Raw genomic sequence first — 24,593 nt, forward strand, 5'->3', positions numbered from 1 at the left:
GCTACTTTGTCAGGCTCCCACAGAATCTAAGCACCCCCAACTCTGCGAAGGCTGGGATACAACTGCCAGCAGCCTGTGAATCCACAGTAGTAACTGTAACGACCGTTCGGTATAGTTTGCTTCCATGGCGCTTCAACACACCCCACCACCCACACTCAGACACTCACAACGATGGCTCTTCCTCGCCATCCTCTCACTCGGCCTCTTCATGGTCGGCGTCGACAACTCCATCCTCTACACCGCCCTGCCCACCCTCGAAGCCCAACTCAACACCACCGAACTCCAAGGGCTGTGGACCATCAACGCCTACCCGTTAGTTGTCTCCGCCCTCCTGCTTGGCACCGGCACCCTCGGCGATAAAATCGGCCACCGCCGCATGTTCGACATCGGCCTTCTCATCTTCGGCACCGCCTCCGCCATCGCCGCCTTCTCCCCCAACCCCGCCACCCTCATTACCGCCCGCGGACTCTTAGGAATCGGAGCAGCCACTCTCATGCCCGCCACCCTCGCCCTGTTACGCCACACCTTCACCGACGTGCGCGAACGCAATATCGCCATCGGAATTTGGGGTTCAGTGGCCACCTTAGGCGCCGCAATCGGCCCACTCATCGGCGGATTACTGCTCGAACACTTCTGGTGGGGATCGGTCTTCCTTATCAACGTCCCCGTCGTCATCTTCACCCTCATCGCCACATTCGCACTCGGCCCTGCCAACCAACCCAACCAAAGCAAACAGTGGGACTTCCTCTCCTCCTTCTACGCCATGATCGCCATGGCCGGGCTTGTGATCATCATCAAAGAATTCGCCCACGCCCCCACCGACTATCTCGTTCTCGGCTGCGCACTGATAGCCGCACTGATTGCTGGGGTGCTGTTTCAGCGTCGACAAGCAACACTTGCCCAACCCACCTTAAGCTGGGACATCTTCAACAACCGACTGCTCGTGGTCGGTGTCACGGGCGCCGGATTCGGCATGTTCGTCCTCGCTGGAACCGAACTGCTGACCACCCAACGCATGCAAATCACCCAACACTTCAGCCCACTGGAAGCCGGCCTGCTTGTCGCCTCCGGCGCACTCGCAGCCTTCCCCACCTCCGTACTCGGCGGGGCCATCCTGCACCGCGTCGGATTCACCCCACTGATCGCAGGCGGATTCTTCGTCATGTCCACCGGCACCGGGCTGATCGCGTTCGGACCAGCCACCTTAAGCACCATCATCGCAGGCCTCGTCCTCACCGGCGCCGGCGCAGGCTTAGTCATGTCCGTGACCTCCACCGCCATCATCGGCTCAGCGCCCGCCAGCCGCTCTGGCATGGCAAGCTCCGTTGAAGCAGTCTCCTACGAATTCGGAACCCTGCTATCAGTTGCCATCTTGGGATCGCTCAGCCCCTGGTTCTACAACCGCTACCTCAACACACAACCATCAGCACCCGCCTACGATGCTGCCTACTTCAGCACCATCACGATCGCAGCACTCGCCGCACTGAGTGCTGCAGTACTGACTGTGATCATCATCAAAGGCAACCCGAAAGAAACCGAGTATGCGCACGAATAAGAAACACCAACTGCTCACCTTTGCCATTGCTATTGTCGAAGCCAAAGGACTCGACGCCCTCACCTACGACAGCCTCGCCCAAGCCAGTGGCTTCTCCAAATCCGGGTTGATCTACCACTTCCCCACCCGCGACGCTTTGCTGCTGGATATCAACACCCACCTAGCTCAGTGTTGGGAAGAAGAAATGATCGCCTATGCCGGCGGGAGAGCGGAAGAGGTGAGTTTTCATACCCGGGTGCACGCCTGCTTTAGCACCATGTCCGCCTCCGCCACCCGTGCTGAGCTGCGTATGAGCTTAGACGCAGCCACCAACCCCGCCATGTCTTCCCCGTGGTTGGAAGTGTTTGACCGCTGGGGTGTGCCCGTAAAGATGGTGGAGGAAAACCCCGACCTGTATCTGTTCCAAATTTTGGCGGACGGGTTGTGGGTGCACGACCATATCAATGGTGTGAAGCTTTCGCCCACTCAGCGCACCCAACTGATCGAGCGGGCGCTGGCTATCTTTGATGAATACATCGAACCGAAAACCAAAGAAAAATCTTAAATTTTTCTTCGCACCCTTGGGGTAGTTGGGTGCGCAAAAGCGAGTGTGAGGGTTTAAAGTATTCTCATGACTAGCTGCACTCCCACTGAGCCTTGCGAGGTTCCTTCCTCGGAAATACCCGACTTCAGCGCTACCCGTCGCACCGATAAAACGACCGTTTTATGTTGGGCTTTGTGGGACATGGGTTCCGCCGCCTTCAACGCTGTGCTGGTGACCTTTGTGTTTTCCGTCTACCTGATTTCTTCGGTAGGCGAAAACATTAACTCCCGCTTCTCCGCCTCCTCCTGGTACAGCCTCGCTATTGCTGCGGGCGGTATCGCTATTGCGTTGCTCGCACCCGTGTTGGGGCAGCGTTCCGACGCCAGGGGCACGCGCCGCAAGAGCGTGCGGCGTTGGACCACGGTGACTTTCATACTCATGCTCACCCTATTTTTCATCCGCGATGACGCCCCCATGTATTTCTGGGTGGGTATTAGCATCATGGCGATCGCGAGTGTGACCTACGAGTTAGCCGAAGTGTCCTACTTTGCCATGCTGAATCAGATTTCGACGGAGAAAAACGTCGGCCGCATTTCTGGTTTCGGCTGGTCACTGGGATATTTCGGGGGCATTATTTTGCTGGCGGTCTGCTATTTCGGTTTTATTGCCGGTGACGGTGGCCTTTTTGCATTCCCTACTGAGGGCGGATTCAATGTGCGCATGGTGGCGATTTTCGCTGCTGCGTGGTTCATTATTTTCTGCCTGCCGGTGATGTTTCGGGTGCCGGAGGTTCCCCCGAATCCGTCGATCATGTCCGGTGGTGTGAAGACCAGCTATGTGGAGCTGTTTCGCACGATTGCCACGTTGTGGCGCAAGCAGCGCTCCTCGGTGTTCTTCCTTATTTCTTCCGCGATTTTCCGCGATGGTGTGGCCGCGGTGTTTACCTTTGGTGCGATTCTTGCGGTCTCAGTCTTTGGGCTCAGCGCAAGTGATGTGTTGGTGTTTGGTATTGCTGCGAATCTCATTGCTGGTTTCGGTGCGCTCGGTGCTGGGTATTTGGATGATAAGTTCGGCCCGAAGCCGGTGATTTTAGTCTCGCTGGTATCCATGGTGGTCACGGCGGGGATTTTGTTTGTGGTGGAAGGCCCGAAGAATTTCTGGATTTTCGGTTTGATTCTGTGCCTGTTTGTCGGCCCTATTCAATCGTCCTCCCGCACGTTCTTGTCGCGTATGGCTCCGGTAGGGCATGAGGGTCAGATGTTTGGTTTGTATGCCACCACTGGCCGTGCTGTGAGCTGGCTTGCACCGCTTGCGTTTACTGCTTTTGTGTGGATTTTTGGTACTGACCGTGCCGGTATTTTGGGTATTGGTTTGGTGCTGCTTGCTGGTGCTGGTGTGTTGATCTTTGTGCGTGAGCCACGCCCGGCACTTGCTCCTTTTGAGGATTCGGTGAAGGCGTAACTTCTCCTTATTTTTCTTGCCCTCCTTGTCCTGGTGTTTTTGGCAAGGAGGGTTTGTGCTGTGTGCGGTTTCAGGGGGCTAGACTGTATAAGCATGGGCTTTTTCCTCAGGCGTGTAGCATCAAGGTTGGGTTTTTCGGCGCGTTCGCACGTCGCGTCGTCTGCAACGATTGATGTTGCTCAGGCTCCGCCGCTTGCTCCGGTTGCGCCGGTGGATTTTCATGATCATGCGCAGGTCAGTGGGGTGTTGAATACTGCGGCGCGGATTGGTGAGATTGTGATTGCGGCGGGTTCGACGCATTCTGATGCGATGCGTCAGGTGTCCGCGGTGATGGAGAGTTTTGGTGTGTGGGGTGCGCATGTGGATATTACGCATAACCGGATTCGGTTGTTTGCTCAGGTGGGTGGGAGTCGGGTTGATCCGGTGACGGTGGTGCGGGTGATTTCTTCGCCGCCGAATGATTTTCATCAGCTGACGATCACCGATCAGTTGATTCGGGATATTCATGCTGGCAGGGTGGATTTGGCTGCTGCGCAGCAGCGTCTCGACGCCCTTGCTGTGTCTGATCCTCCGATGCGGTTGCCGGGGGTTTTGGTGTGTTGGGCGATCATGGGTGCTGCCGTGTCTGTTTTGCTCGGCGGTGATGTGTGGGTGGCGTTGTTGAGCATGGTTGCTGCTGCGGTGATTATTGGTACGAGTTCGTTGTTGACCCGCTGGGGTTTGCCGGTGTTTTTCCACAATGTTTTGGGCGGTGTTTTTGCTGCTTTGCTCGCTGGTGTGGCGTATCGGGTGGGGATTGAGTTTGGTGTCACACTTCGGCCCAGTATGGTGATTGCGACCAGTATTATTGCGATGTTGGCGGGGTTGACGTTGGTGCAGGCGATTCAAAATGGTGTAACTTTTGCCCCGGTGACGGGTAATGCGCGGTTTTTTGACACGGTGATTATTACTGGCGGGATTGTTGCTGGGGTGGGTATTGGTATTGAGTTGTCGGCGCATTTGGGTTTTTCTTTGCCGCCGATGGAGACCCAGCCGGTGCCTAATTTTGCCTCGGCAACTGCTCGTGTGGCTGGGGGTGCTGTGGCTTCGGCGGCGTTTGCGCGGGCGTGTTTGGCTGATTGGCCTTCGACGCTGGTGTCGGGTGTGGTGAGTTTTTTGGGTTCGTCGCTGTTTTATTATGTGTTTCTTCCTGCTGGGGTTGGCAGCGTGTCGGCTTTGGCGTTGGTGGCGGTGTTTATTGGTGTCAGTGGTGGTTTGATTGCTAGACGGTATCTTATTCCGCCGTTGATTGTGGCGATTGCTGGGGTGACTCCGTTGTTGCCGGGTTTGTCTATTTATCGGGGCATGTATGGGTTGTTACATGAACAGATTTTGGTGGGTTTTTCTAATTTAACGGTGGCGCTGGCTACTGCCACGGCGTTGTCGGCGGGTGTGTTTTTTGGGGAGTGGTGGGCTAGGCGGATTCGGCGGCCGCGTGGCTTGGGTCGTTATGTGCGTTTGGCCACGATGATGGCGCGTCGTCGGGGAGTGTTTGGGCCTGAAGATTCACCGCAGGTTCGCTAAACCCCAAACGGTGTGGCGTGGGGTGACTGTGGAGCGTTAGTGTCGGCTGTTGGCTGGTGATTTGGGCTACATAGGTGCGGTTTTTCTTTTAAGATTCCGTGTACGGATCTTTCGTTTAGCTTTCTAGGAGTGGTGATCGAGGTATTATGCAGGATTCTTCGTATTCCCTTGAAGATTTTGAGTCTTTGATGCTTCAAGCTGAGGCTGAGGAGTTTTCTTATCAGCGGGTGTTGTTGCATGAGGAGGCGCTGGGGGTGGCGCGTTCGTTGGGTGATGAGGATGCTGTTGCGTATTCGATGGCACAGCTGTGTTTGGCTTATGCCTATTCGGGGATGCTGTACCGGTTGCCGGAGTTGTTTGATGAGACCTTGGCGTTTATTGAGGGGCATTTGCATCTTGAGTCTCGGCCGATGGTGATTGAGATTTTGGGGTGTTGTTTTAAGTTTGTGTTGTTGGCTGAAACAGATCATCCTGCCACTCCGGTGTCGGCGTTGGTGGCGCGTTTGGAGCAGTTGCGGGAGTTTATGGTGGAGCAGGATGGCTGCATGCAGGAATATTATTTGCGGTCGTTTTATGCTTACCGTGATTTCGGGGATTTTCAGTTGGCGGCGGATGCGTTTGCTGCGTGGCAGGTGGAGCCGAAGGAGGGGCGTTTTTCGGAGTGCCCGAGTTGTTTGCCGATTCATGAGATTAGGGAGTTGTCTTATCAGGGGCGGTTTGCTGAGGCGGCTGAGTTGGGTGAGCAGGTGTTGGCCCGCCCGGAGGAGTTTTGCCAGTCGCAGCCGTTAAATCTGCATATGAGTTTGTTGCAGGCGTGGGTGCATTTGGGTGAGATATCGTTGGCGAAGAAGCGGCATCGGGTGTTGTTGTTGTCGGCGTTGATTGATCCGTTGGGGGGTGAGTTTTTGCCGGATCATTATCGTTTTTTTGCGGATTTTGCGGATGCGAAGCAGGATCGTGGGTTGCGGTTGGGTCGGGCGTTTTTCGCCTCGAATATTAAGCATTGGGCGCAGGTGGAGACTCCGCGTATTTTGATGGAGACTGCTGCGTGTGCTGCTCGTATGTTGTATCGGGTGGGTAGTTCGGGGCGTCGGATGCGTAAGGTGCGCTTTGAGGGTGATTGTTTGCCGTGGGGTTCGATGCCGGATTTGATGGAGCCGACGGTGCGTGAGGCTGCCCAATGGTGTGAGGAGTTGGCGTTGCAGCTCGCGCAGCGTTTCGACGCCCGCCCAGGGCTTGTCCAACCGCATACTGTTGCCGATATTCAGGCGCTTATTCGCAGTTAATCGACCACTCCAGAGAAGCTGACACAATGTGTAGGAAAGCGGATTTTTCAGGCCTCAGTGCTGAGGTGATTGAGTCTCTGGCACGACGTGTGGATTCGGATCATGCCGTATTTTTAGCGCCACTTGTGCATGCAGCTGCTGTGCGTGTGTCGATGGACTCCGTTCATTTCGCTGATGATGTGTTGCTTATTTCCCCGATCATCGAAAGCCTCATGAGCCTGAACGATTATCGGGGTTTGCGCCATTGTGCGGCAACGGTGGCTCAAAAATATGAAAACAGTGGCGATCCTGGTTGCGCTTTCGACGTGTTGTGGAATGAAGCGTATTACTATGTGGGGCTTGGTTATCGTTCGTGCAGCATTGCAGATCCCATCGTTAGTGAATTTTCCCACGCGACAAGTGAGCTTTTACTTAAGCAATGCGCGCGTCTGGCAACTCAGTATGATGTGGCTCCTAGCTACCACGATGACTGTGCCCAGCTGCAAGAAGCTTGTGCCACTATGCTCACAGACTATGCTCGAAGCGCGTGGCTAAGTGGTGTACGTCGTAGCCAATTTGTTGCGCACCACTATCAACTAGTAGGTGAGATTGTTCCCGTCGCACCTGCACAGCTCGATCACGATCAGCAGCGCTTCACAACCGTGTTCACTGTATGTGACGAACATGCGCACAATCACCACTCACCGGTTGTTCGACGTCTGTGGCACAGTGCGCGCGAGAAACTGGACGAAGCTTTGGGCAATACCTCGCCTGATTCCTACGAGGGTGCCTTGGATTATTTGTGCCAGATGTGTGCACATCTCCCAGATTCAGCTCACCCTAGGATTCTCATCGATCTTCTTCATTCATACCGGGCGGCACTGGGCGGGGATTACCGTCAGGCAAGTGTGTATGCGCAGCAGGCATGGATGAGGGCGGATTCTTGTGGCGAGTGGGGGTTGCGTAGCCAAAGTGCACTACTGGCCGCCTATGCGTTGTGGAGGAATGATCAACCCGCACTGGCTGTGCGCATTGCGTTGACTACAACTGCTGCTACCATCTCAGCCCCGCATGCACTTTCATTAATAGATTTAGCCGAGGTCATCGTCGCACACCATCCCCTCTGTGTGAACGAACTTGAGAGTTATGTTGTAGCACTTCCTCACAGTCATTTTCGCCAACGCTTATGTGCCTTAGTGTGCGCATTAGTGCGCAATGATACGATGTGGGCACAAAAATTCATGGGGTACTGGGTTGAATCCGCCTCGGCATTGTCCGATTCTGAATCGGATGCCAGCGCACAAGACGCGAGTGTTTTCCAATCACGATACCTCTAAACACAACGAGAACACGTCGCCTCATCACAACCAGGGCACGAGCTGCGGGTTGAATTATGTGACGGTAAGGAGGCGGTATGAGGCACTCTTCATTGACGAAGAATCCTTTTGGAAATGCCACTTTTCGGCGTTGGTTTAGTGCTGAAACTGCGCTCTCAATTGGCGCTGCCACATCGGTGGCTGTGCCTCTTTTAATTATTCACGTTGGGGGCTCGGTGAGCACTGCAGGAATAATTGCGTCTGTTGTTGCGGCTGCTGAATTGTGTGCCGTTTGGTGCTGTGGTTTCTGGGCTGATAAATACTCGCGGTTTCGGCTGCTCTTCAGCGTGGTCACTGTTGCTGCGCTCTCAAGTATTGGCGTCACAATTTATTCCGCACTGTCCCACAACCCATCGCTACTTATCGTTTCGTTATTAGTTTTGATAAGCGCTATCAGTTTCGCTGGGGCTGAACCTGTCAACGATGCTGCGTTAAAATCGCTCATCACCCCCGAACAGTTTCCACGAGCGACTGCCGCAGCACAGGCCAGAAGCTCCGTGCTTAGTCTCGTAGGACCTAGTGCTACTGGATTGGTCTTTTCAATCGCACCGTGGTTGCCTTTTCTCCTGCGTAGCCTGTGCGCACTCGTTTTTGTGGGAATACTGCGCACTATCAAAGATTTTCTCCAACCACATGCAGCTGAACACACCACTGGTGCTAAGTACAGGGATGCATTGAGCTTTCTTTTCGCTACCCCACAGCTGCGGCGAGTCCTTCTCGCTACCCCATTTATTAATTTCATGTACTTTGCTGCTGTGTCATGGCCGGTATATTTTCTCCCCTTCAACGGCTACGGCTCCGAACACGTGGGGCTCGTCGTCTCTGGTTTTGCCTTGGGCGGGCTCGTCGGGGCAACCATCGCCCCACGATTAACGGATCGTTTCCGAAGTCAACAGTTAATTACGGTTGGCCTATTGTGGCAAATCGTAGGCTGCGTCTTATTCATGCTCAGTAGTGGCACACTTGTGTGGATGGTTCTAAGCGCAGCAGTGATGATGGTTCTCTCGCCTGCCCTCAATGCAGGGCTGTTTACTGATGTATTCGCACTGACCCCTGTCAATCTTCAGGGCAGAGTCATGGCTCTTTTTATGATCGCGGGCGGTTTCGCCGCCATAGCCGTTCCAGCAACCATTTCCTGGTTGGTTTTACATTCAACGCCTATGATTTCCGGCTTAACAATGTGCATGAGTGGTGCCGTCGGCTGGTTGATTGTTGCGATCAAACTCCGCCATTCGTCGCAGATTGACACGAGTGCCTGATCGGAAAACGTTCTCAACACTCAAAAAGTGGACACTAAACGGTCACCTACCGCCAAAAATACCGAAAGGCCACAAGCCAAAAAGCTTGTGACCTTGTATTTTTGAGCTGGAGACGAGACTTGAACTCGCAACCACCTGTTTACAAGACAGGTGCGCTACCGATTGCGCCACTCCAGCACAGTGCACTACTAGTGTTGAGCACTGCGGAATACTTTACTAAACAACTGTCCAATAATTCAACGTGCACCCCCACCCTGCACAAACACATCGAAATCGCAACGGTTGCGTATATTAGCCACTAACAACTCATCTACCATGGCGAAGGGGTCGAACAGTGAAAATGTGGCACTGGCTGAAAAGCACCACCAACAAAAGTGGACGCATCGCCACCATCGACGCCGTCAAAGCCGCACCGCCCCCCTCCCCGCTGGCACCTGTTGATCTCACCGACCCCGCCCAAGTTGCAGGCGTGATGGATCTAGCCGCCCGCATTGGCGATATTTTACTTTCCTCCGGAACCTCAAACCGCGATACTGTTGCTCAAGTTCACGCCGTCACCTCCGCCTACGGCCTGCACTACGCCCACGTTGATATCACCTTAAACACCATTACTGTTTTCACCACCATCGGCACCGAGAAGAAATTGCCCGTGAGCGTTTTTCGAGTGGTTTCACGGATGGCTACCGATTTTTCCAAACTCAGTGAAGTCGACCGGCTGGTGCGTTCCATCCAATCCGGAGCCACCCCACCTGAAGTTGCCGAAAACATCCTCGACGGGCTGTTTCGCTCCCCAGCCTCCTACGGATTCAAGACCTCCCTTATGGGTTGGGGTGGACTCGGGGCCTCGGTATCGGTGATGCTCGGCGGAGGTGTGCTGGTGGCACTAGTCAGTTTCATCATCAGCGTGATGATCATGGTCGCCTCCACATTTTTAGCACGGCACCAACTCCCGCCCTTCTTCCAAAACATCTTCGGTGGCTTCATTGCCACTGTCCCCGCCGCGATCACCTACCAAGTGGCGCACCACTTTGATATTTTCATCACCCCTTCCCACATCATTGCCGCAGGCATCGTGGTAATGCTGGCGAGTTTAACCTTTGTCCAATCCATCCAAGATGGGATCACTGGCGCACCGGTCACAGCCAGCGCCCGCTTCTTTGAAACCCTCCTGCTCACTTCCGCGGTGGTTGCGGGTGTGGGTGCGGGCATCCAAGCCAGTGAATTCATCGGCATTTCCCTCCCACCGCTCGAAAGCCTGGCAGAGCTGAGTTTAAGCTCAGCCTCGGTGAAGATTGTGGCCGGTGCCTGCGCGTCGATAAGCTTCGCAGTCGCCAGCTACGCGGAAGGGGCCAGTATTTTTGTTGCCGGACTCACCGGTGGCTTGGGCGCATTTATCTACTATTTTGCGCTACTGCCAGGTGAGATCAGCGTGATTATCTCCACCTCCATCGCGGCGACAGTGATCGGTTTCGCCGGCGGTTTGATGGCGCGTCGTTTCCTCACCCCACCACTCATTACCGCCATCGCGGGCATCACACCGCTGCTGCCTGGCCTTGCACTCTACCGCGGGATGTTTGCCGCGCTGAACTCGCAAATGCTGGTGGGCTTTACCAATATGGCACTGGCATTATCGATCGCCGCCGCCCTTGCCAGCGGTGTGGTGTTAGGTGAATGGATGGCCAGGCGTCTGCGCCGCCCGCCAAGCATTAACTTCTACCGCTACTTCCCTGCACCGATGCGGCAGAGCCAGTGGAAGAAGAAGCGGAAAGAGCCTTAAACTTCACCCCCACCTGTGAGCTTTGTGTCTGGAAATTTGGTGCGAAATACCGTACAATTTGAACTTCGCACAGAAAGTCTCAAGTCTTGCTTTGAAGGAGGCGGCCTTGCCACCAAAGGTCACTGACACCCGTACCCCCGCCGAATCCCTGCATGCGGTCGAGGCGGAAACCGCAGCGGCGGCTCGTAGAGTCGTTGCATCCTATTCTGAAGATTTCTTCGATGGTGTCACGTTGATGTGCATGCTCGGCGTGGAACCTGAAGGTTTGTCGTACCGTAAGGTATCAGCGGAGTTCGAAGAAAAGGCTGCGCCGAAGAAGGCGACGAAGCGTGGTGCGAAGAAGACCACGAAGAAGGCAGCCAAGAAGACAACGAAGAAGGCTGCGAAGAAGACCACAAAGAAAGCAGCGAAGAAAACAACAAAGAAGACCACAAAGAAGGCTTAAAGCTTTCTGAGACTTTGTTGATGCGTCGGCATTGCCTTTTCGGTGTGCCGACTTTTTCTATTAACGTCGTACAGTATGGAAACGCCCAAACCACCCGCCCAACTCGTTGGCACCAACGATTTCGTTGTTGTTGCTAACCGCCTCCCCGTCGACCAAAGCGTCAGCCCAGAGGGAGCGATCACGTGGAGCCCCAGCCCAGGTGGATTAGTTACCGCACTCTCCCCAGTGTTGGAGAAGCACCGCGGCTGCTGGGTGGGGTGGCCCGGCACCACTGAACAGGCCCCCGAACCTTTCCGCACCGACTCCGGCGTGCTTTTGCACCCTGTGACTTTGACCGCGGAAGATTTTGAGAACTTTTACGAAGGCTTTTCCAACGCCACGCTGTGGCCGCTGTACCACGATCTGATTGTTCCACCCCAGTATCACCGCCAGTGGTGGGAAGCCTACCGTGAAGTCAACGAAAAGTTTGCCAGAGAGACTGCTTCCGTTGCGGCCGAGGGCGCGACCGTGTGGGTGCAGGACTACCAGCTGCAGCTTGTTCCCGGTATTTTGCGTCAGATCCGCCCTGACCTGACCATCGGTTTTTTCCTGCATATCCCCTTCCCGGCACCGGATTTGTTCCGCCAGTTGCCGTGGCGGGAAGAGATTGTGCGCGGAGTGCTGGGGTCAGATGTCATTGGTTTCCATTTGGAATCCAATGCCCGCAACTTTATACATGTGGTTGAGCATGTGTCTGGCCTTGAGGTCGCAGGCCAGGTGGGGGTGCGTCAAGCGGGCGCCAAGGTGCAGGCCAGTGATGGCCGGTGGGTGCATGTGGGGGCGTTTCCGATTTCGATCGATCCGACACCGTTTCTCAACCAGCAGGTGGATGTGGCGAAGATTCGCGCCGAGTTGGGTAATCCTCGTGTGCTGATTTTGGGTGTGGATCGGCTGGATTATACGAAGGGCATTTTGCAACGCCTGCATGCCATTGAGGAGATGCATGAGTTAGGTGCCTTGGAGCCGGATACGTTGTTTTTGCAGATTGCGACGCCGTCGCGGGAGCGGATTGATCATTATCAGGCAACTCGTGCCGAGGTGGAGCAGGCGGTTGGCCGAATCAATGGTCGTTTCGGCCAGATTGGTCGCCCAGTGGTCAGTTATCACCACACGTCGTTGCCGAAGTGGCGGCTGGTGGAGTTATATAGTGCCGCCGATGTGATGCTGGTGACTCCCTTTAAGGATGGGATGAACTTGGTGGCTAAGGAGTATGTTGCGTGCCACGGTGATGGTTCAGGCGCGTTGGTGTTGAGTGAGTTTGCTGGTGCGGCTGAGGAGTTAGCGCAGGCGTATTTGTGTAATCCTTTTGATGTGGAGTCGATTAAGCGCCAGTTGCAGCATTCAACGAAGGCGCTTGCGCAGGACCCGGACTCCGCGCGGGCGCGGATGCGTCAACTGCATACGCAGGTTGTTGATCATGATGTTAATGTGTGGGCGAATGCGTTTTTGCACGCACTGAAAGATTCGGAGAATATGTGATGGTTCGCCTGCGTGTGGGCATGATTGCTGCTGTGGCTTGTGTGTTATCAGGGTGTGCGCAGTCGGAGCCGTTAGCGGACACGACTTGGCAGGTGTCGCATGTGTATTCCGCGACTGATGTTCCCGCTGGTGTGCCGGATGAGGTTGCGGGGGCTGTGGCGTTGAGTTTGGGGCGTTCGACGGTGGCTGGTTTTACTGGTTGTGCCCCGTTGCAGGCGCAGGCTGTGTATACGAAAGATGATAAGCCTGTGATTTTGGAGGCTGCTACTGAAATGACGATTACGCATGCTGAGTTTGATTTGGAGCAGGTTGCTGGTTGTTCGGGGAAGCCGAAGTTTATTCATGATGCGTTGACCAGCATTTTAACGTCGGGCCCGTTGTCGATTGAGCATGTGAATGCGAAGGAGATTGTGTTGCGGGAGTCTTCGCCTTCGGCGGTGGAGCCGCGTGCGATTCGTTTGGTGCAGCCATGATTGCGCGTGTTCCTTCGTTGTTGGTGGTGAGTGATTTTGATGGCACCTTGGCGGAGTTTTCGACTGATGCGATGAATGTGCCGATCAATCATGAGGCGGTTGCTGCGCTGAAGTGTTTAGCTATGTTGCCTGATACTCGTGTGGCGGTGTTGTCTGGTCGTGATTTGGCGGGGTTGCGTAGGGTGTCGGGTTTGGGTGATCCGCTTATTTTGGCGGGTTCGCATGGGGCGGAGTCGACGTTGGAGGTGGCTGCGAATAGTACGCTCAGTGATGCTCAGCGCGCGGCTTTGAATGCGGCAACTAAGGCGTTTGAGCAGCTCATTGTCGATCTTCCCGGCGCGTTTGTGGAGCATAAGCCGTTTAATCGGGTGTTGCATGTGATTGCGTGTGCGGATCGTGCTCGTGCTGATGAGGTGTATGCGCGTGCGAGTGCGCTTCAGATCTCTGGGGTGAGCATGAAGCCGGGCAAGTTTATTGTGGAGGCTTCTGTGGTGAGCATGAATAAGGGGGTGTGGATTAGCCAAGCGAAGGCGTTGTTGCGTCCTGATGCGGTTGTGTTTATTGGCGACGATACGACTGATGAGGATGGTTTTGCTGTGCTTGACGACGCCGACTTAGGCGTCAAGGTCGGTTCCGGCCCCACTCTTGCCACACGCAGGCTGGAGAATGTGCCTGCGGTGGGTGAATTTTTGTCCCAGCTAGTATGTGAGCGGGTCAAGTTTTTAGAGGCGAGAGGGTAAATGACTGACATTGCTGCGTTGGAGAGCAAGTTGGGGATGCGCACTCTCGCTTATGGGAATTCTGCCTCTGATCGGCGAAGCAGCACAGGTCGACCCCGCCAACTCGGTGCGGTTTATGAAAGTGAAAGCCACCCTCACGTTGGGCTGTAACCAGTGGCAACAAGTGCACGGATTTTACTCCCAAGCACTTGACTTGTTGAGCGATCAGGGTCACTTTGAGGAAGCTGTCCAGCCTGCCAAGGAGTTGGCGCTAGACACCAAGCTGAAACGTGGCCTGCCTTTTATCCACACCGAAAACTTGCTCACCAACTACACGACGACCCGCAGCTTACAAACATGCGCCTCTGTGCCAAGGTTGCCCCGCCACCCGTTACCCCTCGGTGAGCATGCTCATGTGAGTCTATGAAGCGTTGGGGAGTGCCGTAAATTGTGACACTTGACCCCGCACGCTATCATTCTTGATAACAGTTCCCGCAGCCGCCTCTCACCGAAGCGTCCCGCTGTAGTGGCCCCGATAAGCCCTAGAAACCATCCGGTTTCTAGGGCTTATCCTTAGTTCGCAGAATGGGACGACTACATGCACGACCTGAACTGGGCGCAACGCTACGCAGCCTTCAGCCGCGAAATCATGATGGCGTCCATCATCGAAGCGCTACGTAGGCACCTTTCGCCCTTCACATGTGGTGAAACCATTAACTGCCACCACAATTACGTCAGCGAAGAACACTACGAGGGCCTCGATTTGGTGATCACCCGCAAAGGAGCCATTAGCGCCAAGAAAGGCGAGCTGGGAATTATCCCCGGTTCCATGGGAACAGGGGCTTATATTGTGCGCGGGTTGGGCAATACCAACTCCTACTGTTCCGCATCCCACGGCGCGGGCAGGGTGATGAGCCGATCCCAGGCGCGACACTTATTCACCCTTGCCGATCTTGAGCACCAGACCCGCGGGGTGGAATGCCGCAAAGATCGTGGTGTTGTGGATGAGATACCGGCAGCCTACAAGAACCTGGATGAAGTGATCGCCTACCAGCAGGATCTCATTGAGGTTGTGGCAAAACTGGACACCTTGTTGTGTATTAAGGGCTAGTGACGGTTGCACCGGGGAAGAAGCTGGTTTCTAGCAAACTCCGGTGCTGATAGTCCCCGCCTTTAATCATGGTGGCCAACACCTTGCCAGCTGTAGCACCTTTTTCCTTATTGGGCTGGATAACAGTTGTAAGGTTGCGCTCTAAGGCTGGGGCAATGCCGTCGAAGCCGGTCACTGACAGTTCTTGAGGCACCTGAATATTGTGCTGTTTCGCGTATTCGAGCACACCAAAAGCCATGGTGTCGGTGGTGCACAGCACTGCGGTGAGATCCGGATGGGTGGAGAGTAATTCTTTGGCCGCGCAGATATTGTTCTTCGGATCATTAATATGGCGTTCGACGATGGGCACCGTGGCAGGATCAATGCCTGCTGAGGCGAACACCTTCAGTGCACCTTCCACCCGGGCTTTTTGCACGTGGTGTTTCGCCGCGGCCAAGCGCTGGGGGCTGACAGGTCCGTTGTTCTTGTCGGGGGATAAACGGATGCATAAGATGCCTATGCGGGTGTGCCCGGCGTCGACAAGCGCGTGGGCGGCTGGGGCGATCGCGGCGAAATCATCAATGCCGACGAAGGGGAAGCGATCATCATTATTGGGCTGATCGCAGACCACTACCGGCAGGCCGCGGCGGTGAACAGCCGCTAAGTAGGGGTCATTTTCCGCCACCGAGTACACCACAAACCCATCCACCACGGCCTGATTGACCAGCACAAGGGCGGATTCTTCCTCCGCGGAGTCGGGGCCGACCGGCACAAGGGTTAAAGAATTCTGGGTGCCGATTGATGAATCGGCCATGCCGGAGAGGAAGTCGACCGAAGCCCTATCCTCGAAAGCATAGGTCAAGTGTTCGGTGAGCAGCACGCCGACGCTGCCGATTCGCTTTGTTCTTAAACTTCGTGCCGTCGGGTCCGGCCCAGGGTAGCCAAGCTGCTCAGCGCGGCGCAGGATTTTGTTGCGTAGTTGGACAGAAAGCTGCTCAGGGCGGTTGTATGCATTCGATACCGTGGTGCGCGAAACCCCAAGCTCGTTGGCTAAATACGCTAAGGAAACTCGAACAGGGGTATTTTTCTTATTCTTCATCTCATTGTTCTTTCATCGTGGTTTATCAGTGTTTCACCTTCAACGTAGTGGAAACCTCCCCTCACGGGGGTTCAACCCACCTTGCTGCGAGTGTCATACGAACAGTGAACACTCCAGAATCCCCTACCCCCATCCGAGGGAACGCACTCACCAAACAGAGACCTAGGACACATAAGTGTTCCAAATAAAATTAAATCATGGCGGAATTTTTTCTTTACTCCTGGCGCGAAAAGTGCACTTTTTCACACATGGTCCCAATGGAGTAAAAATGCAGCATAACCGGAATCTACCCCCAATTAATCTATAAGCCTTCTTTTTCAATAGGTTTCCAATTGACAACTGTTCCTATTACTAGTTTTATTAACGTGTATGAATATTCGCAGTCTTCCCCTCGCCTTGGTACTGGCCACCTCCACCCTGGTGGCCACTGCGTGTTCTCCCAGTACACCCACCCAAGTGCTCAACCCCACCCCTGGGGCAACGTTGATTGCTAAAGAAATCTCCATTGTTACCTCTACCTCGGTGTGGGGCGAGATTGCCCGCGAAGTCGGCAAAGTTGCCACAGGAGTGCAGGTTCATGTCACCCCCATCATTTCTGGCACGAACCAAGATCCCCACACTTTCGAGCCCACCGCTAAAGATCTCGCACAGGCACACGAAGCCGATATTGTCGTGGTGGGCGGGGGCGGCTACGATGCGTGGCTGTATAAAAACATCAAAGAAGACAAAATCATCCACGCCCTTCCCCTCGAAGACCATGATCATGAGCACAAGCATTCTGATGAGTCCAATGTTCCCGGTATTGCCAACAATGAGCATATCTGGTTCGATCCCCTGGCTGTGGAACAGGTAGCCAGCGCCCTTGCTACGGCGATCACTGATATCTCGCCTCACGCCACCGTGGATTTGGATGGGTTTTTGAAGTCACTGGATGATATTCACGAGCGGCTTCATCGTCTGCCTACGCGCTCTATTGCCCAGACAGAGCCGATTGCCGACTATTTGATTGCCTACACCCCCATGCAAGAAATCACCCCTGCACACTATCGCAGTGCCACCTTATCCGAGCGTGAACCTACTGCAGCAGATGTGGCCAAGTTTTTAGAGGTGATCATGTCGGGCGAGCTGGATATTTTGATCCACAACCCCCAAACCTCCACTGATCTCACCCGCAGGCTAGTGGATGTCGCACTCGACTGCGGGGTGAAAGTGGTGGAGGTGTATGAGACTCCCGCCGAAGGGGAAACCTACTTAGAATTCCTTACCCACACTATTGATCGCCTCAGCGCATAAAAGGCTACTGTGACTTCAACTTCTTCCCCCGCCGTACTTTCTTTTCACAAGGCGGGCATTTCCCCCTTATGGCAGGATCTAAGTCTTGAGCTTCACCCCGGTGATTTCCTCGCCATCCTTGGCCCTAATGGGGTGGGTAAATCCTCGCTGATTAATGCGGTGCTGGGCACCCGCAGTTTAAGCAGTGGAAGTCTGAAGCTTTTAGGCACGGTGGGCTACATCCCGCAGCAGCGGATGTTTCCCACCGATTTACCGTTGCGTGCCCGCGATCTTGTCTCTCTTGCTCTCGCTCATGGGGTGCTGAGAAAACGCAGGGCATCACGCCGCGACGTCGATACGCTTCTTGCCCAGGTTGGGGCAACAGGCATCGCGGATGTGCGCGTGGGGTTGTTGTCGGGCGGGCAGCAGCAGTTGATTCGCCAAGCCCAGGCGTTTGCCCGCGACCCTGATCTGTTGCTGTGCGATGAGCCGTTGCTGAGTTTAGATCCCGGTATGCAAAAACATGTGGTGGATTTGTTGCAGCAGCGTATGGCGGAGAAATCGACGGCAATTATGTGCGTGACTCACTCCATTAACCCGGTGCTGCATTGTGCGACGAAGGTGCTGTATTTAACACCGCGCGGGCACAAGATTGGCTCGGTGGATGAGGTGTTAACAACTGAGTCTTTGTCGGAGTTGTATGGCACGCATGTTGAGGTTGCCCGCGTGAACGGTCGAGTGGTGGTGGTCTAAATGAGTGCGTTTGTTGCTGATACGAGTTATTTGCTCTCTGTGGGTTTTGTGCACAACGCGCTGATTGCCTCGCTGTTGCTGGGGGTGCTCTCGGGTGTGATGGCTCCGCTTGTGGTGCTGCGGGAGATGTCGTTTTCGGTGCATGCGACCAGCGAGTTGGCGTTAATGGGTGCGGCTGCGGCGCTGTTGTTTAGTTTCAACATTGGTATTGGCGCGGTTGCTGGTGCTGTGGTGGCTGCGGTGGTGCTGGGTTTGTTGGGGCTCAAGCAGCAGGATAGTGCTGTGGGTGTGGTGATGAGCTTCGGCCTTGGTTTGTCGGTGCTGTTTATCCACCTGTATCCCGGCAATTCTTCCTCCGCTTTTTCGCTGCTCACTGGCCAGATTGTGGGTGTGCGCGATACGAGTGTGTGGGTGCTGGCTGCGATTACTGTCATGGTTGTTGCTGTGGTGGTGTTGGTGTGGCGTCCGTTGTTGTTTGCTTCTGCTGACCCGCTGTTAGCTGCGGCTTCGGGGGTGAATGTGCGCGGCTATAGTTTGTTGTTTGCTGTGTTGGTGGGTTTGTCGGCCTCCCAGTCGGTGCAGATTGTGGGCGCGTTGTTGGTGATGGCGTTGTTGATTACCCCGGGTGCGGCTGCGGTGCAGGTGACGAGTTCGCCGCTTCATGCGGTTGCGTTGTCGTGTGTGTTTGCGTTGGTGTCGTCGGTGGGTGGTTTGGTAGTGTCGCTGGCGCCGGGTTTGCCGGTGTCGGTGATGGTGACCAGCATTTCTTTCCTGATTTATGGTGTGTGTCGCACGATTGCTTTTCGACGTCGGCATCACGCGCACAAGGATGCTGTTCGGGCTAGTCAGCTGTGAGGTGTTGTGAAGTTTATTCGCGGTGAGTTTCGCTGCTCTGATGGGCAACGGCGCACATACGGGAAGATCAGTTCTGGTGTGTCATCGCCGGATGTGTTTGTGTGGTTGCATGGTTCTACGCAGTCAGGCCAGGTGGGGCGTCGTTTTACGGCAGGCCAGTTTGATGTTTTTGCAAGCTTGGGGTATACGGTGTTGTATCCCGATGGGGTGGGCAGGCATTGGAATGATGGCCGGGTAGATCTTCGCGAAAAGACTCGTGCGTTGGGCACGGATGATGTGCTGTTTTTATCTGAGCTCATTGAGCACTACCGTGGCGACAATGGCAGGGTGTTTGGTGCGGGTTATTCAAATGGGGGTCAGATGATTCTGCGTCTGCTTTTCGACGCCCCCGCCCTGTTGACCCGCGCCGCAGTGTTTGCCGCCACGCAGCCTATAAAGGACAACTTCCTGTGTTCCACGGAGGATTTCATTCCCACTCCCCTGCTGTTAATGCATGGAGTTGAGGACCCGATTGCGCCTTTTCATGGGGGCAGATTGCAGCTTTTTAGCAACGCCTGCCGTGGCGAGGTTCTAAGTTTTGAGCGCACCTTAGCGTTGTATTCCGCGCTCAATACTGGTGTTTCCTTTACTCCCCCACCCCCGCGCCATCGCGGTGTTGAGCTCTACGACTATCCCGGTGTGGCGGGCTATGCCTTACATGGTGTGGGGCATGTGGTGCCGGTGGCAGGTGCGGTTCAATCGGAGTTTTTAGGCCCAACACACACCGATTTCCTTGCCACCGACTACCTCATTGATTTTTTCCAGTTGCGTTAGTTCACGCGGCGCTGGCGAGCAAATTCGCTCAGTACAACGCCTGCAGCAACTGAGGCGTTGAGGGATTCCACCCAGCTGGTCATGGGGATGGACATCAAATCGTCACAGTTTTCCTTAACCAGACGAGAAATACCTTTGCCTTCAGAACCCACGACGATCACAACATTGCCGGTGCCATCATAGGTATCTAGGGTGGAGTTTCCGCCGGTATCTAGGCCGATTACCTGGTAACCGTTCTTCTGGAATTCCTTGACGGTGCGGGTGATGTTGGTTGCCTTCGCCACAGGCAGACGAGCTGCGATACCTGCGGAGGTACGCCACGCAACAGCGGTCACCGATGCGGAACGACGCTCTGGAATAACCACGCCATGCCCACCGAAGGCGGCAACGGAGCGGATCACAGCGCCCAGGTTGCGAGGGTCGGTGATGTTGTCGAGAACAACGATCATGCCGTTTTCGCCAGATTCAGCCACGCGTTCGATCAGGTCGTGCACTTCAGCGTATTTGAATGCTGGGATTTGCAGACCGATGCCTTGGTGCATACCGTTGCCGGTCATGCGATCCATTTCGTGGCGTGGCACTTCGATCAGTGGGATCGAGCGGGCATGGGCGATCTGGACAGCTTCGCTTAAGCGATTGTCGTTGCCAGTGCCTTCCACAATGTAGAGAGCGTTGGCGGGCACTTTGGCGTGCAAGCACTCGACCACAGGGTTGCGGCCAACCACCAGTTCGGTGGTTTCTTCCTTGACGTGGCGGCCCTTATCGCGGCGGATCTTCTCCAGCTTGCGCTTATGCGCTGCGTGGTACACACGATCTTCCGCTTTAGGGGTAGGACCTTTGCCTTTGAGTGCGCGGCGACGGACAGCGCCAGAGCCCTTCGTTGCGCCCTTCTTGTTGGTCTTGCGTAGACCTGGGCGATTGGTTTGGTTTCCAGCCATGAATATTTTTTCCTTTAAGTTTTAGTTTTCCAGCGACCACTCAGGGCCGGAGGGGGTGTCGGTGACGGTAATCCCTGCTTGTGCTAACCGATCGCGTACTTCATCGGCCAGCGCCCAGTTTTTCTCCGCGCGGGCTTGTGTTCTGCGCTGCAGTTCAGATTGGACCAGTACGTCGAGGGCTTTGTAGGCGTTGTCGTTGTGGGTTGTTGCCTGCACCCAGTGAGGTGCGTGCGGATCGACACCAAGGACTGCCGCCATGGCCCTAACACTTCCTGCGATTTCGCGTGCCTGCTCTACCTTACCTTCCGCAAGCGCGGTGTTGCCTTCGCGCACTGCGTTGTGGATTTCGGCCAGTGCCCTTGGCACTGCGAGGTCGTCATTCATTGCTTCTTCAAAGCCGGGCGTCCACGTTCCTACCTCTACATCCCCGACACGGTCGAGGAATGCCTCGACGCGGCGGTATCCTTGGGCGGCTTCCTGCAACGCGCCTTCGGAATATTCCAGCATGGAGCGGTAGTGCGCGGAGCCTAGGTAGTAGCGCAGTTCAACGGGGCGAACCAGCTCCAAGATGGCGGGGACGGACAGGACATTGCCAAGTGATTTACTCATCTTTTCCCCAGCCATGGTCACCCAGTGGTTATGCATCCAGTATTGTGCGAAACCGTCGCCTGCGGCGTGGGATTGTGCGATTTCGTTTTCGTGGTGCGGGAATTGCAGGTCGAGTCCACCGCCGTGAATGTCGAAGGATCCGCCAAGGTACCAAGTGGCCATGGCGGAGCATTCGAGGTGCCAGCCAGGTCGGCCATCGCCCCAGGGGGTAGGCCAGCTGGGTTCGCCAGGTTTGGCTGCTTTCCAGAGTGCGAAATCGAGGTGGCTGCGTTTGCCGGCGTTGTCGGTTTCTCCCTGTTCCATTTCTTCAATGCGGTTTCCGGAGAGGTGGCCGTAGTCGGAGCCTTCGGCATTGACCCAGGCGTGGACGTCGAAGTAGACGCTGCCGGAGTCTGCATAGGCGAATCCGGCGTCGATAAGCCTGTGCATGTAGTCGATCATTTGAGTGACGTGCCCAGTTGCGCGTGGTTCCACACTAGGGGGCAGGACGCCGAGCTGATCGTAAGCCCATGTGAAAGCGCGCTCGTGGGTTGCAACCCATTCCCACCAGGGGCGGTTGTTTTCTGCCGCTTTGGTGAGGATTTTGTCGTCAATGTCTGTGACATTACGGACGAAGGCAACATCATAGCCTAGTGCCAAAAGCCAGCGGCGCAGGATGTCGAAGGCGACACCGGAGCGCACGTGTCCGATGTGGGGTTGTGTTTGTGGCGTGGCACCACACAGGTATATCGAGGCGTGCCCTTCACGCAGGGGCGTGAAGTCTCGAAGGGACCGGGTTCCTGTGTCAAAGATGCGTAGAGTCACGCAGAACAGTTTAGTTCACCTTCCCCAAATACACCTTATTAAGGAAGGCGGTGAGCTGTACTGCACTTCGGGATGGATTGGTTTGAGGCTTGATGAACATATTCCACCTTTTGAATGACTGCAAAAGTGCTGAACAAGTAGATTTTATTCACATTTTCCCACAATGGATTGCATCACCACTAATACTAAACGGACTTCAGATATGCATAAAAATATATGGAAACCCTGAGCAAACCCCCCAAAAGTGGGGAAGCTCCTATTGGAAATATTATATATTATTAAGATATTATCTGTGCTACATTTTTCCAGCTTAACAATCAAAAGCACTATTGATAACGTTCACATTCGCCGAAAAATTCCCACACATGCAGTGAATTTTATACGTTTACGCTGGTGTTATTCCCATTCCTGCTTTAGCCTTATCCATAGCGACAAGGCTGCACTGCCAGTTGAGCAAGTAGCATTTTTCGGCTCATTGTGCTGAAAAACTATGCGCTCGCGTCGCAATGCACTCTCAGATTCTTTTAGGGTAAATGGGTTCGTTCTGCAACACCCCCATTCACCCCCCTTCTTCCAGATGTCTGATTTCTGTCTACAAACACCTATTTAGGGGAACCTATATGTTTAAGAACCGCATTCGCACCGCCGCTCTTGCTGGCGCGATCGCTGTTGCTACCGGTCTGTCCGGCTTCTCTGTTCCTGCTTTCGCTCAGGAAACCGCTGTTACTGCCAACGCTCCTACCCCACCAAGCCAGAATGTGCTCAACGCATTCAACGGCGCTGACGGCTCCCTGGCTGTGAACGTTTCTGCGGTTAACCACACCGAGGATCAGCTTAAGGCTTGGACCGACGCCACCATGAAGTACCTGGAGGCTCTTCCAAAAACTGAGCTGACCGTTGGTGCTGTGGTCAACGATCCTTCTGAGCAGGCATCTGTTGCTGCGCTGAAGAATGATCTTGCTCGTGCTACCGCTGAGCTGAAGACCTCGGCTGATAACATCACCAAGGCTCGCGAGTCGGTCAAGTACGCTGTGGAAAAGGACCAGGCTGCAGTTGATGCATGGAAGGCTGTTGCCGCCAAGGGCGACGAAATCAAGAAGGCTGAAGAAAAGCTCGCTGCTGACTTCGCAAAGAAGGTTGCCGAGGTTAACAAGCTGATCCAAGCTGCTAACGATGTTGCAGGTAACACTCAGCCTGCTTTGCCCACCTTCTCCGATGATTCTGCAGAGTATGCAGATACCATGAAGAAGCTCAACGACCGCTACGATGCAGCTCGTGAGCAGAACGCTGATGTGGATGAGAACAACTACATCAAGCGCACCTATCTCCCAGCTTTCGAGAAGGCTCTTGCCGCAGCTGAGGCTGTGAAGGAACTCCTCGATCCTGAAAGCACCAAGATTGCTGAGCTGAAGAAGCAGAAGGATGACCTGACCAAGGCTGCTCGCGTTGCACAGGCTGAAGCTCAGAAGTCTGACGCTATCGTTCGCCAGCTGCTGGTTAACCGCGCGACCGCTCAGCGCGATGCACTGCGCCTGGTTGAGGCTATCTACGCTGCGACCGTTCGCTTCGCTGAGCTCTACGAGCTCGATCAGGACAAGAACATCGTGAACAAGGATGGTGATAACACCACCCTGCGTCACGAGTACCGCGCACTGGTTGCTCGCTTGGCAAATTCCGGCGCACACATCGAAAAGCGACTGGCTGATGCTGAAGAGGAAATGAAGAAGTTCGGACCAAACTTCGCTACCGACTTGGCTGATCCTTCCGCTGAGGCTGCTGAGCTGCGTCGCGTTCAGATCGCTGAAGCTAACCGTGTCTTCGCTGAGGTTATTGCCAACACCGAGTGGCAGGAAGATGTTGCGTTCCTCGTGAACATCGACATGGGCTTCAACGCTGAAATGGCTGCTCGCATGAAGGCTGAGGAAGAGGCTAAGGCCCGCATCAAGGCTGAGCAGGACCGCGCCGCTAAGCTGGAAGAGATCCTGCGCAAGCTGGCTGAAAGCCAGAACAAGCCTGCTGAGCCTAAGCCAACCACCCCAGCTCCTACCGAGAAGCCTGGTAGCGGCTCCTCCGATAACAAGGACAAGAAGTTCCCAACGTGGGGCATCTTCGCAATCATCGGTGGCATCGTGGCAGCTATCGCCGCACTGTTCCCAATGATCGCAAAGCACCTGAACATCAAGTTCTAATCGCGCTCTAGGTTTGGCTTCTCACTGTGGCTCACCAATTCTGGTGAGCCACAGTTTTTTCTATACCCCCATTTTTTACAAGAGCGCTACTAACGGGCACCTGGTTTCCTTCGCGTGCGATTGGTGAGAATCCCTTTCTTGGGCTTTGCCACGCTTTATACTAAACCCCTAGCCCGGATTTTTCATGGGTGTGGGGTGAAAAGGTGAGCAAAAAGTAAAGAAAGTGCTTCTTGACCT

The 24,593-nt window shown here is 54.8% G+C and carries 22 protein-coding genes and 1 tRNA gene; 19 read left to right on the forward strand and 4 right to left on the reverse strand.

Features of this window, described 5'->3' with window-relative positions; translation table 11 throughout:
* Positions 1–124: 124 nt before the first annotated feature.
* From CFELI_RS11150 to CFELI_RS11180, 7 genes are all read left to right on the forward strand, one after another.
* Positions 125–1,555: an MFS transporter gene (locus CFELI_RS11150; protein WP_277104895.1), complete on the forward strand. Its 1,431-nt coding sequence runs from the start codon at positions 125–127 to the stop codon at positions 1,553–1,555.
* Entirely contained in the window at positions 1,542–2,099 is a 558-nt protein-coding gene (locus tag CFELI_RS11155) for a TetR/AcrR family transcriptional regulator (protein WP_277104894.1), read from the forward strand. Before CFELI_RS11150 ends, CFELI_RS11155 begins: the two co-directional genes overlap by 14 nt.
* A 180-nt stretch (positions 2,100–2,279) precedes the next feature.
* A complete protein-coding gene (locus CFELI_RS11160) occupies positions 2,280–3,539 on the forward strand; it encodes an MFS transporter (RefSeq protein ID WP_374724747.1) in 1,260 nt (419 codons plus the stop codon).
* 93 nt (positions 3,540–3,632) lie between these two features.
* Positions 3,633–5,102: a threonine/serine exporter ThrE gene (gene thrE / locus CFELI_RS11165; protein ID WP_277104892.1), complete on the forward strand. Its 1,470-nt coding sequence runs from the start codon at positions 3,633–3,635 to the stop codon at positions 5,100–5,102.
* Between the two features lie 146 nt (positions 5,103–5,248).
* A complete protein-coding gene (locus CFELI_RS11170) occupies positions 5,249–6,388 on the forward strand; it encodes a hypothetical protein (protein ID WP_277104891.1) in 1,140 nt (379 codons plus the stop codon).
* A 26-nt stretch (positions 6,389–6,414) separates the two neighbouring features.
* Complete coding sequence (locus CFELI_RS11175) at positions 6,415–7,704, forward strand: hypothetical protein (RefSeq protein ID WP_277104890.1); 1,290 nt, start codon at positions 6,415–6,417, stop codon at positions 7,702–7,704.
* A 77-nt stretch (positions 7,705–7,781) separates the two neighbouring features.
* Positions 7,782–9,002: an MFS transporter gene (locus CFELI_RS11180; protein WP_277104889.1), complete on the forward strand. Its 1,221-nt coding sequence runs from the start codon at positions 7,782–7,784 to the stop codon at positions 9,000–9,002.
* Between the two features lie 104 nt (positions 9,003–9,106).
* On the opposite strand, the gene CFELI_RS11185 is transcribed toward CFELI_RS11180, so the two are convergent.
* A tRNA-Thr gene (locus CFELI_RS11185) sits at positions 9,107–9,179 on the reverse strand.
* A 157-nt stretch (positions 9,180–9,336) separates the two neighbouring features.
* On the opposite strand from CFELI_RS11185, the gene thrE (CFELI_RS11190) reads away from it, so the two are divergent.
* From thrE (CFELI_RS11190) to CFELI_RS11220, 7 genes are all read left to right on the forward strand, one after another.
* Entirely contained in the window at positions 9,337–10,779 is a 1,443-nt protein-coding gene (gene thrE / locus CFELI_RS11190; protein ID WP_374724705.1) for a threonine/serine exporter ThrE, read from the forward strand.
* A 106-nt stretch (positions 10,780–10,885) separates the two neighbouring features.
* Positions 10,886–11,224 carry a hypothetical protein gene (locus tag CFELI_RS11195; protein WP_277104888.1) on the forward strand — a complete coding sequence of 113 codons (339 nt, stop codon included), beginning with the start codon at positions 10,886–10,888 and terminating at the stop codon, positions 11,222–11,224.
* A 75-nt stretch (positions 11,225–11,299) separates the two neighbouring features.
* Positions 11,300–12,742 carry an alpha,alpha-trehalose-phosphate synthase (UDP-forming) gene (locus CFELI_RS11200; protein ID WP_277104887.1) on the forward strand — a complete coding sequence of 481 codons (1,443 nt, stop codon included), beginning with the start codon at positions 11,300–11,302 and terminating at the stop codon, positions 12,740–12,742.
* A complete protein-coding gene (locus CFELI_RS11205) occupies positions 12,739–13,215 on the forward strand; it encodes a hypothetical protein (RefSeq protein ID WP_290259023.1) in 477 nt (158 codons plus the stop codon). Before CFELI_RS11200 ends, CFELI_RS11205 begins: the two co-directional genes overlap by 4 nt.
* Positions 13,212–13,955 (forward strand): trehalose-phosphatase, encoded by a 744-nt coding sequence (gene otsB, locus CFELI_RS11210; RefSeq protein WP_277104885.1) that lies wholly within the window; start codon positions 13,212–13,214, stop codon positions 13,953–13,955. The genes CFELI_RS11205 and otsB overlap by 4 nt, the downstream gene beginning before the upstream one ends.
* A 52-nt stretch (positions 13,956–14,007) precedes the next feature.
* Positions 14,008–14,361: a hypothetical protein gene (locus CFELI_RS11215; protein ID WP_277104884.1), complete on the forward strand. Its 354-nt coding sequence runs from the start codon at positions 14,008–14,010 to the stop codon at positions 14,359–14,361.
* A 171-nt stretch (positions 14,362–14,532) separates the two neighbouring features.
* Complete coding sequence (locus CFELI_RS11220; RefSeq protein WP_277104883.1) at positions 14,533–15,045, forward strand: RtcB family protein; 513 nt, start codon at positions 14,533–14,535, stop codon at positions 15,043–15,045.
* On the opposite strand, the gene CFELI_RS11225 is transcribed toward CFELI_RS11220, so the two are convergent.
* Positions 15,035–16,123 (reverse strand): LacI family DNA-binding transcriptional regulator, encoded by a 1,089-nt coding sequence (locus tag CFELI_RS11225; RefSeq protein WP_277104882.1) that lies wholly within the window; start codon positions 16,121–16,123, stop codon positions 15,035–15,037. The genes CFELI_RS11220 and CFELI_RS11225 overlap by 11 nt on opposite strands.
* 369 nt (positions 16,124–16,492) lie before the next feature.
* Between CFELI_RS11225 and CFELI_RS11230 the strand changes: the two genes are divergently transcribed.
* The 4 genes from CFELI_RS11230 to CFELI_RS11245 are packed head-to-tail and all read left to right on the forward strand — an operon-like array spanning position 16,493 to position 19,816.
* Positions 16,493–17,416 (forward strand): metal ABC transporter solute-binding protein, Zn/Mn family, encoded by a 924-nt coding sequence (locus tag CFELI_RS11230; protein ID WP_277104881.1) that lies wholly within the window; start codon positions 16,493–16,495, stop codon positions 17,414–17,416.
* A gap of 9 nt (positions 17,417–17,425) precedes the next feature.
* A complete protein-coding gene (locus tag CFELI_RS11235; RefSeq protein ID WP_277104880.1) occupies positions 17,426–18,148 on the forward strand; it encodes a metal ABC transporter ATP-binding protein in 723 nt (240 codons plus the stop codon).
* Entirely contained in the window at positions 18,149–19,003 is an 855-nt protein-coding gene (locus CFELI_RS11240; RefSeq protein ID WP_277104879.1) for a metal ABC transporter permease, read from the forward strand.
* A gap of 6 nt (positions 19,004–19,009) precedes the next feature.
* Positions 19,010–19,816 carry a CE1 family esterase gene (locus tag CFELI_RS11245; RefSeq protein WP_277104878.1) on the forward strand — a complete coding sequence of 269 codons (807 nt, stop codon included), beginning with the start codon at positions 19,010–19,012 and terminating at the stop codon, positions 19,814–19,816.
* Here CFELI_RS11245 and rlmB read toward each other — a convergent pair.
* Together rlmB and cysS are read right to left on the reverse strand one after the other, a co-directional pair.
* Complete coding sequence (gene rlmB / locus CFELI_RS11250; RefSeq protein ID WP_277104877.1) at positions 19,813–20,754, reverse strand: 23S rRNA (guanosine(2251)-2'-O)-methyltransferase RlmB; 942 nt, start codon at positions 20,752–20,754, stop codon at positions 19,813–19,815. The two genes, CFELI_RS11245 and rlmB, sit on opposite strands and share 4 nt — an antisense overlap.
* A 21-nt stretch (positions 20,755–20,775) precedes the next feature.
* A complete protein-coding gene (gene cysS / locus CFELI_RS11255) occupies positions 20,776–22,167 on the reverse strand; it encodes a cysteine--tRNA ligase (protein WP_277104876.1) in 1,392 nt (463 codons plus the stop codon).
* A gap of 620 nt (positions 22,168–22,787) precedes the next feature.
* On the opposite strand from cysS, the gene CFELI_RS11260 reads away from it, so the two are divergent.
* A complete protein-coding gene (locus CFELI_RS11260; protein WP_277104875.1) occupies positions 22,788–24,356 on the forward strand; it encodes a hypothetical protein in 1,569 nt (522 codons plus the stop codon).
* Positions 24,357–24,593: the final 237 nt, after the last annotated feature.

The organism is Corynebacterium felinum, from assembly GCF_030408755.1.
GTDB lineage: Bacteria > Actinomycetota > Actinomycetes > Mycobacteriales > Mycobacteriaceae > Corynebacterium > Corynebacterium felinum.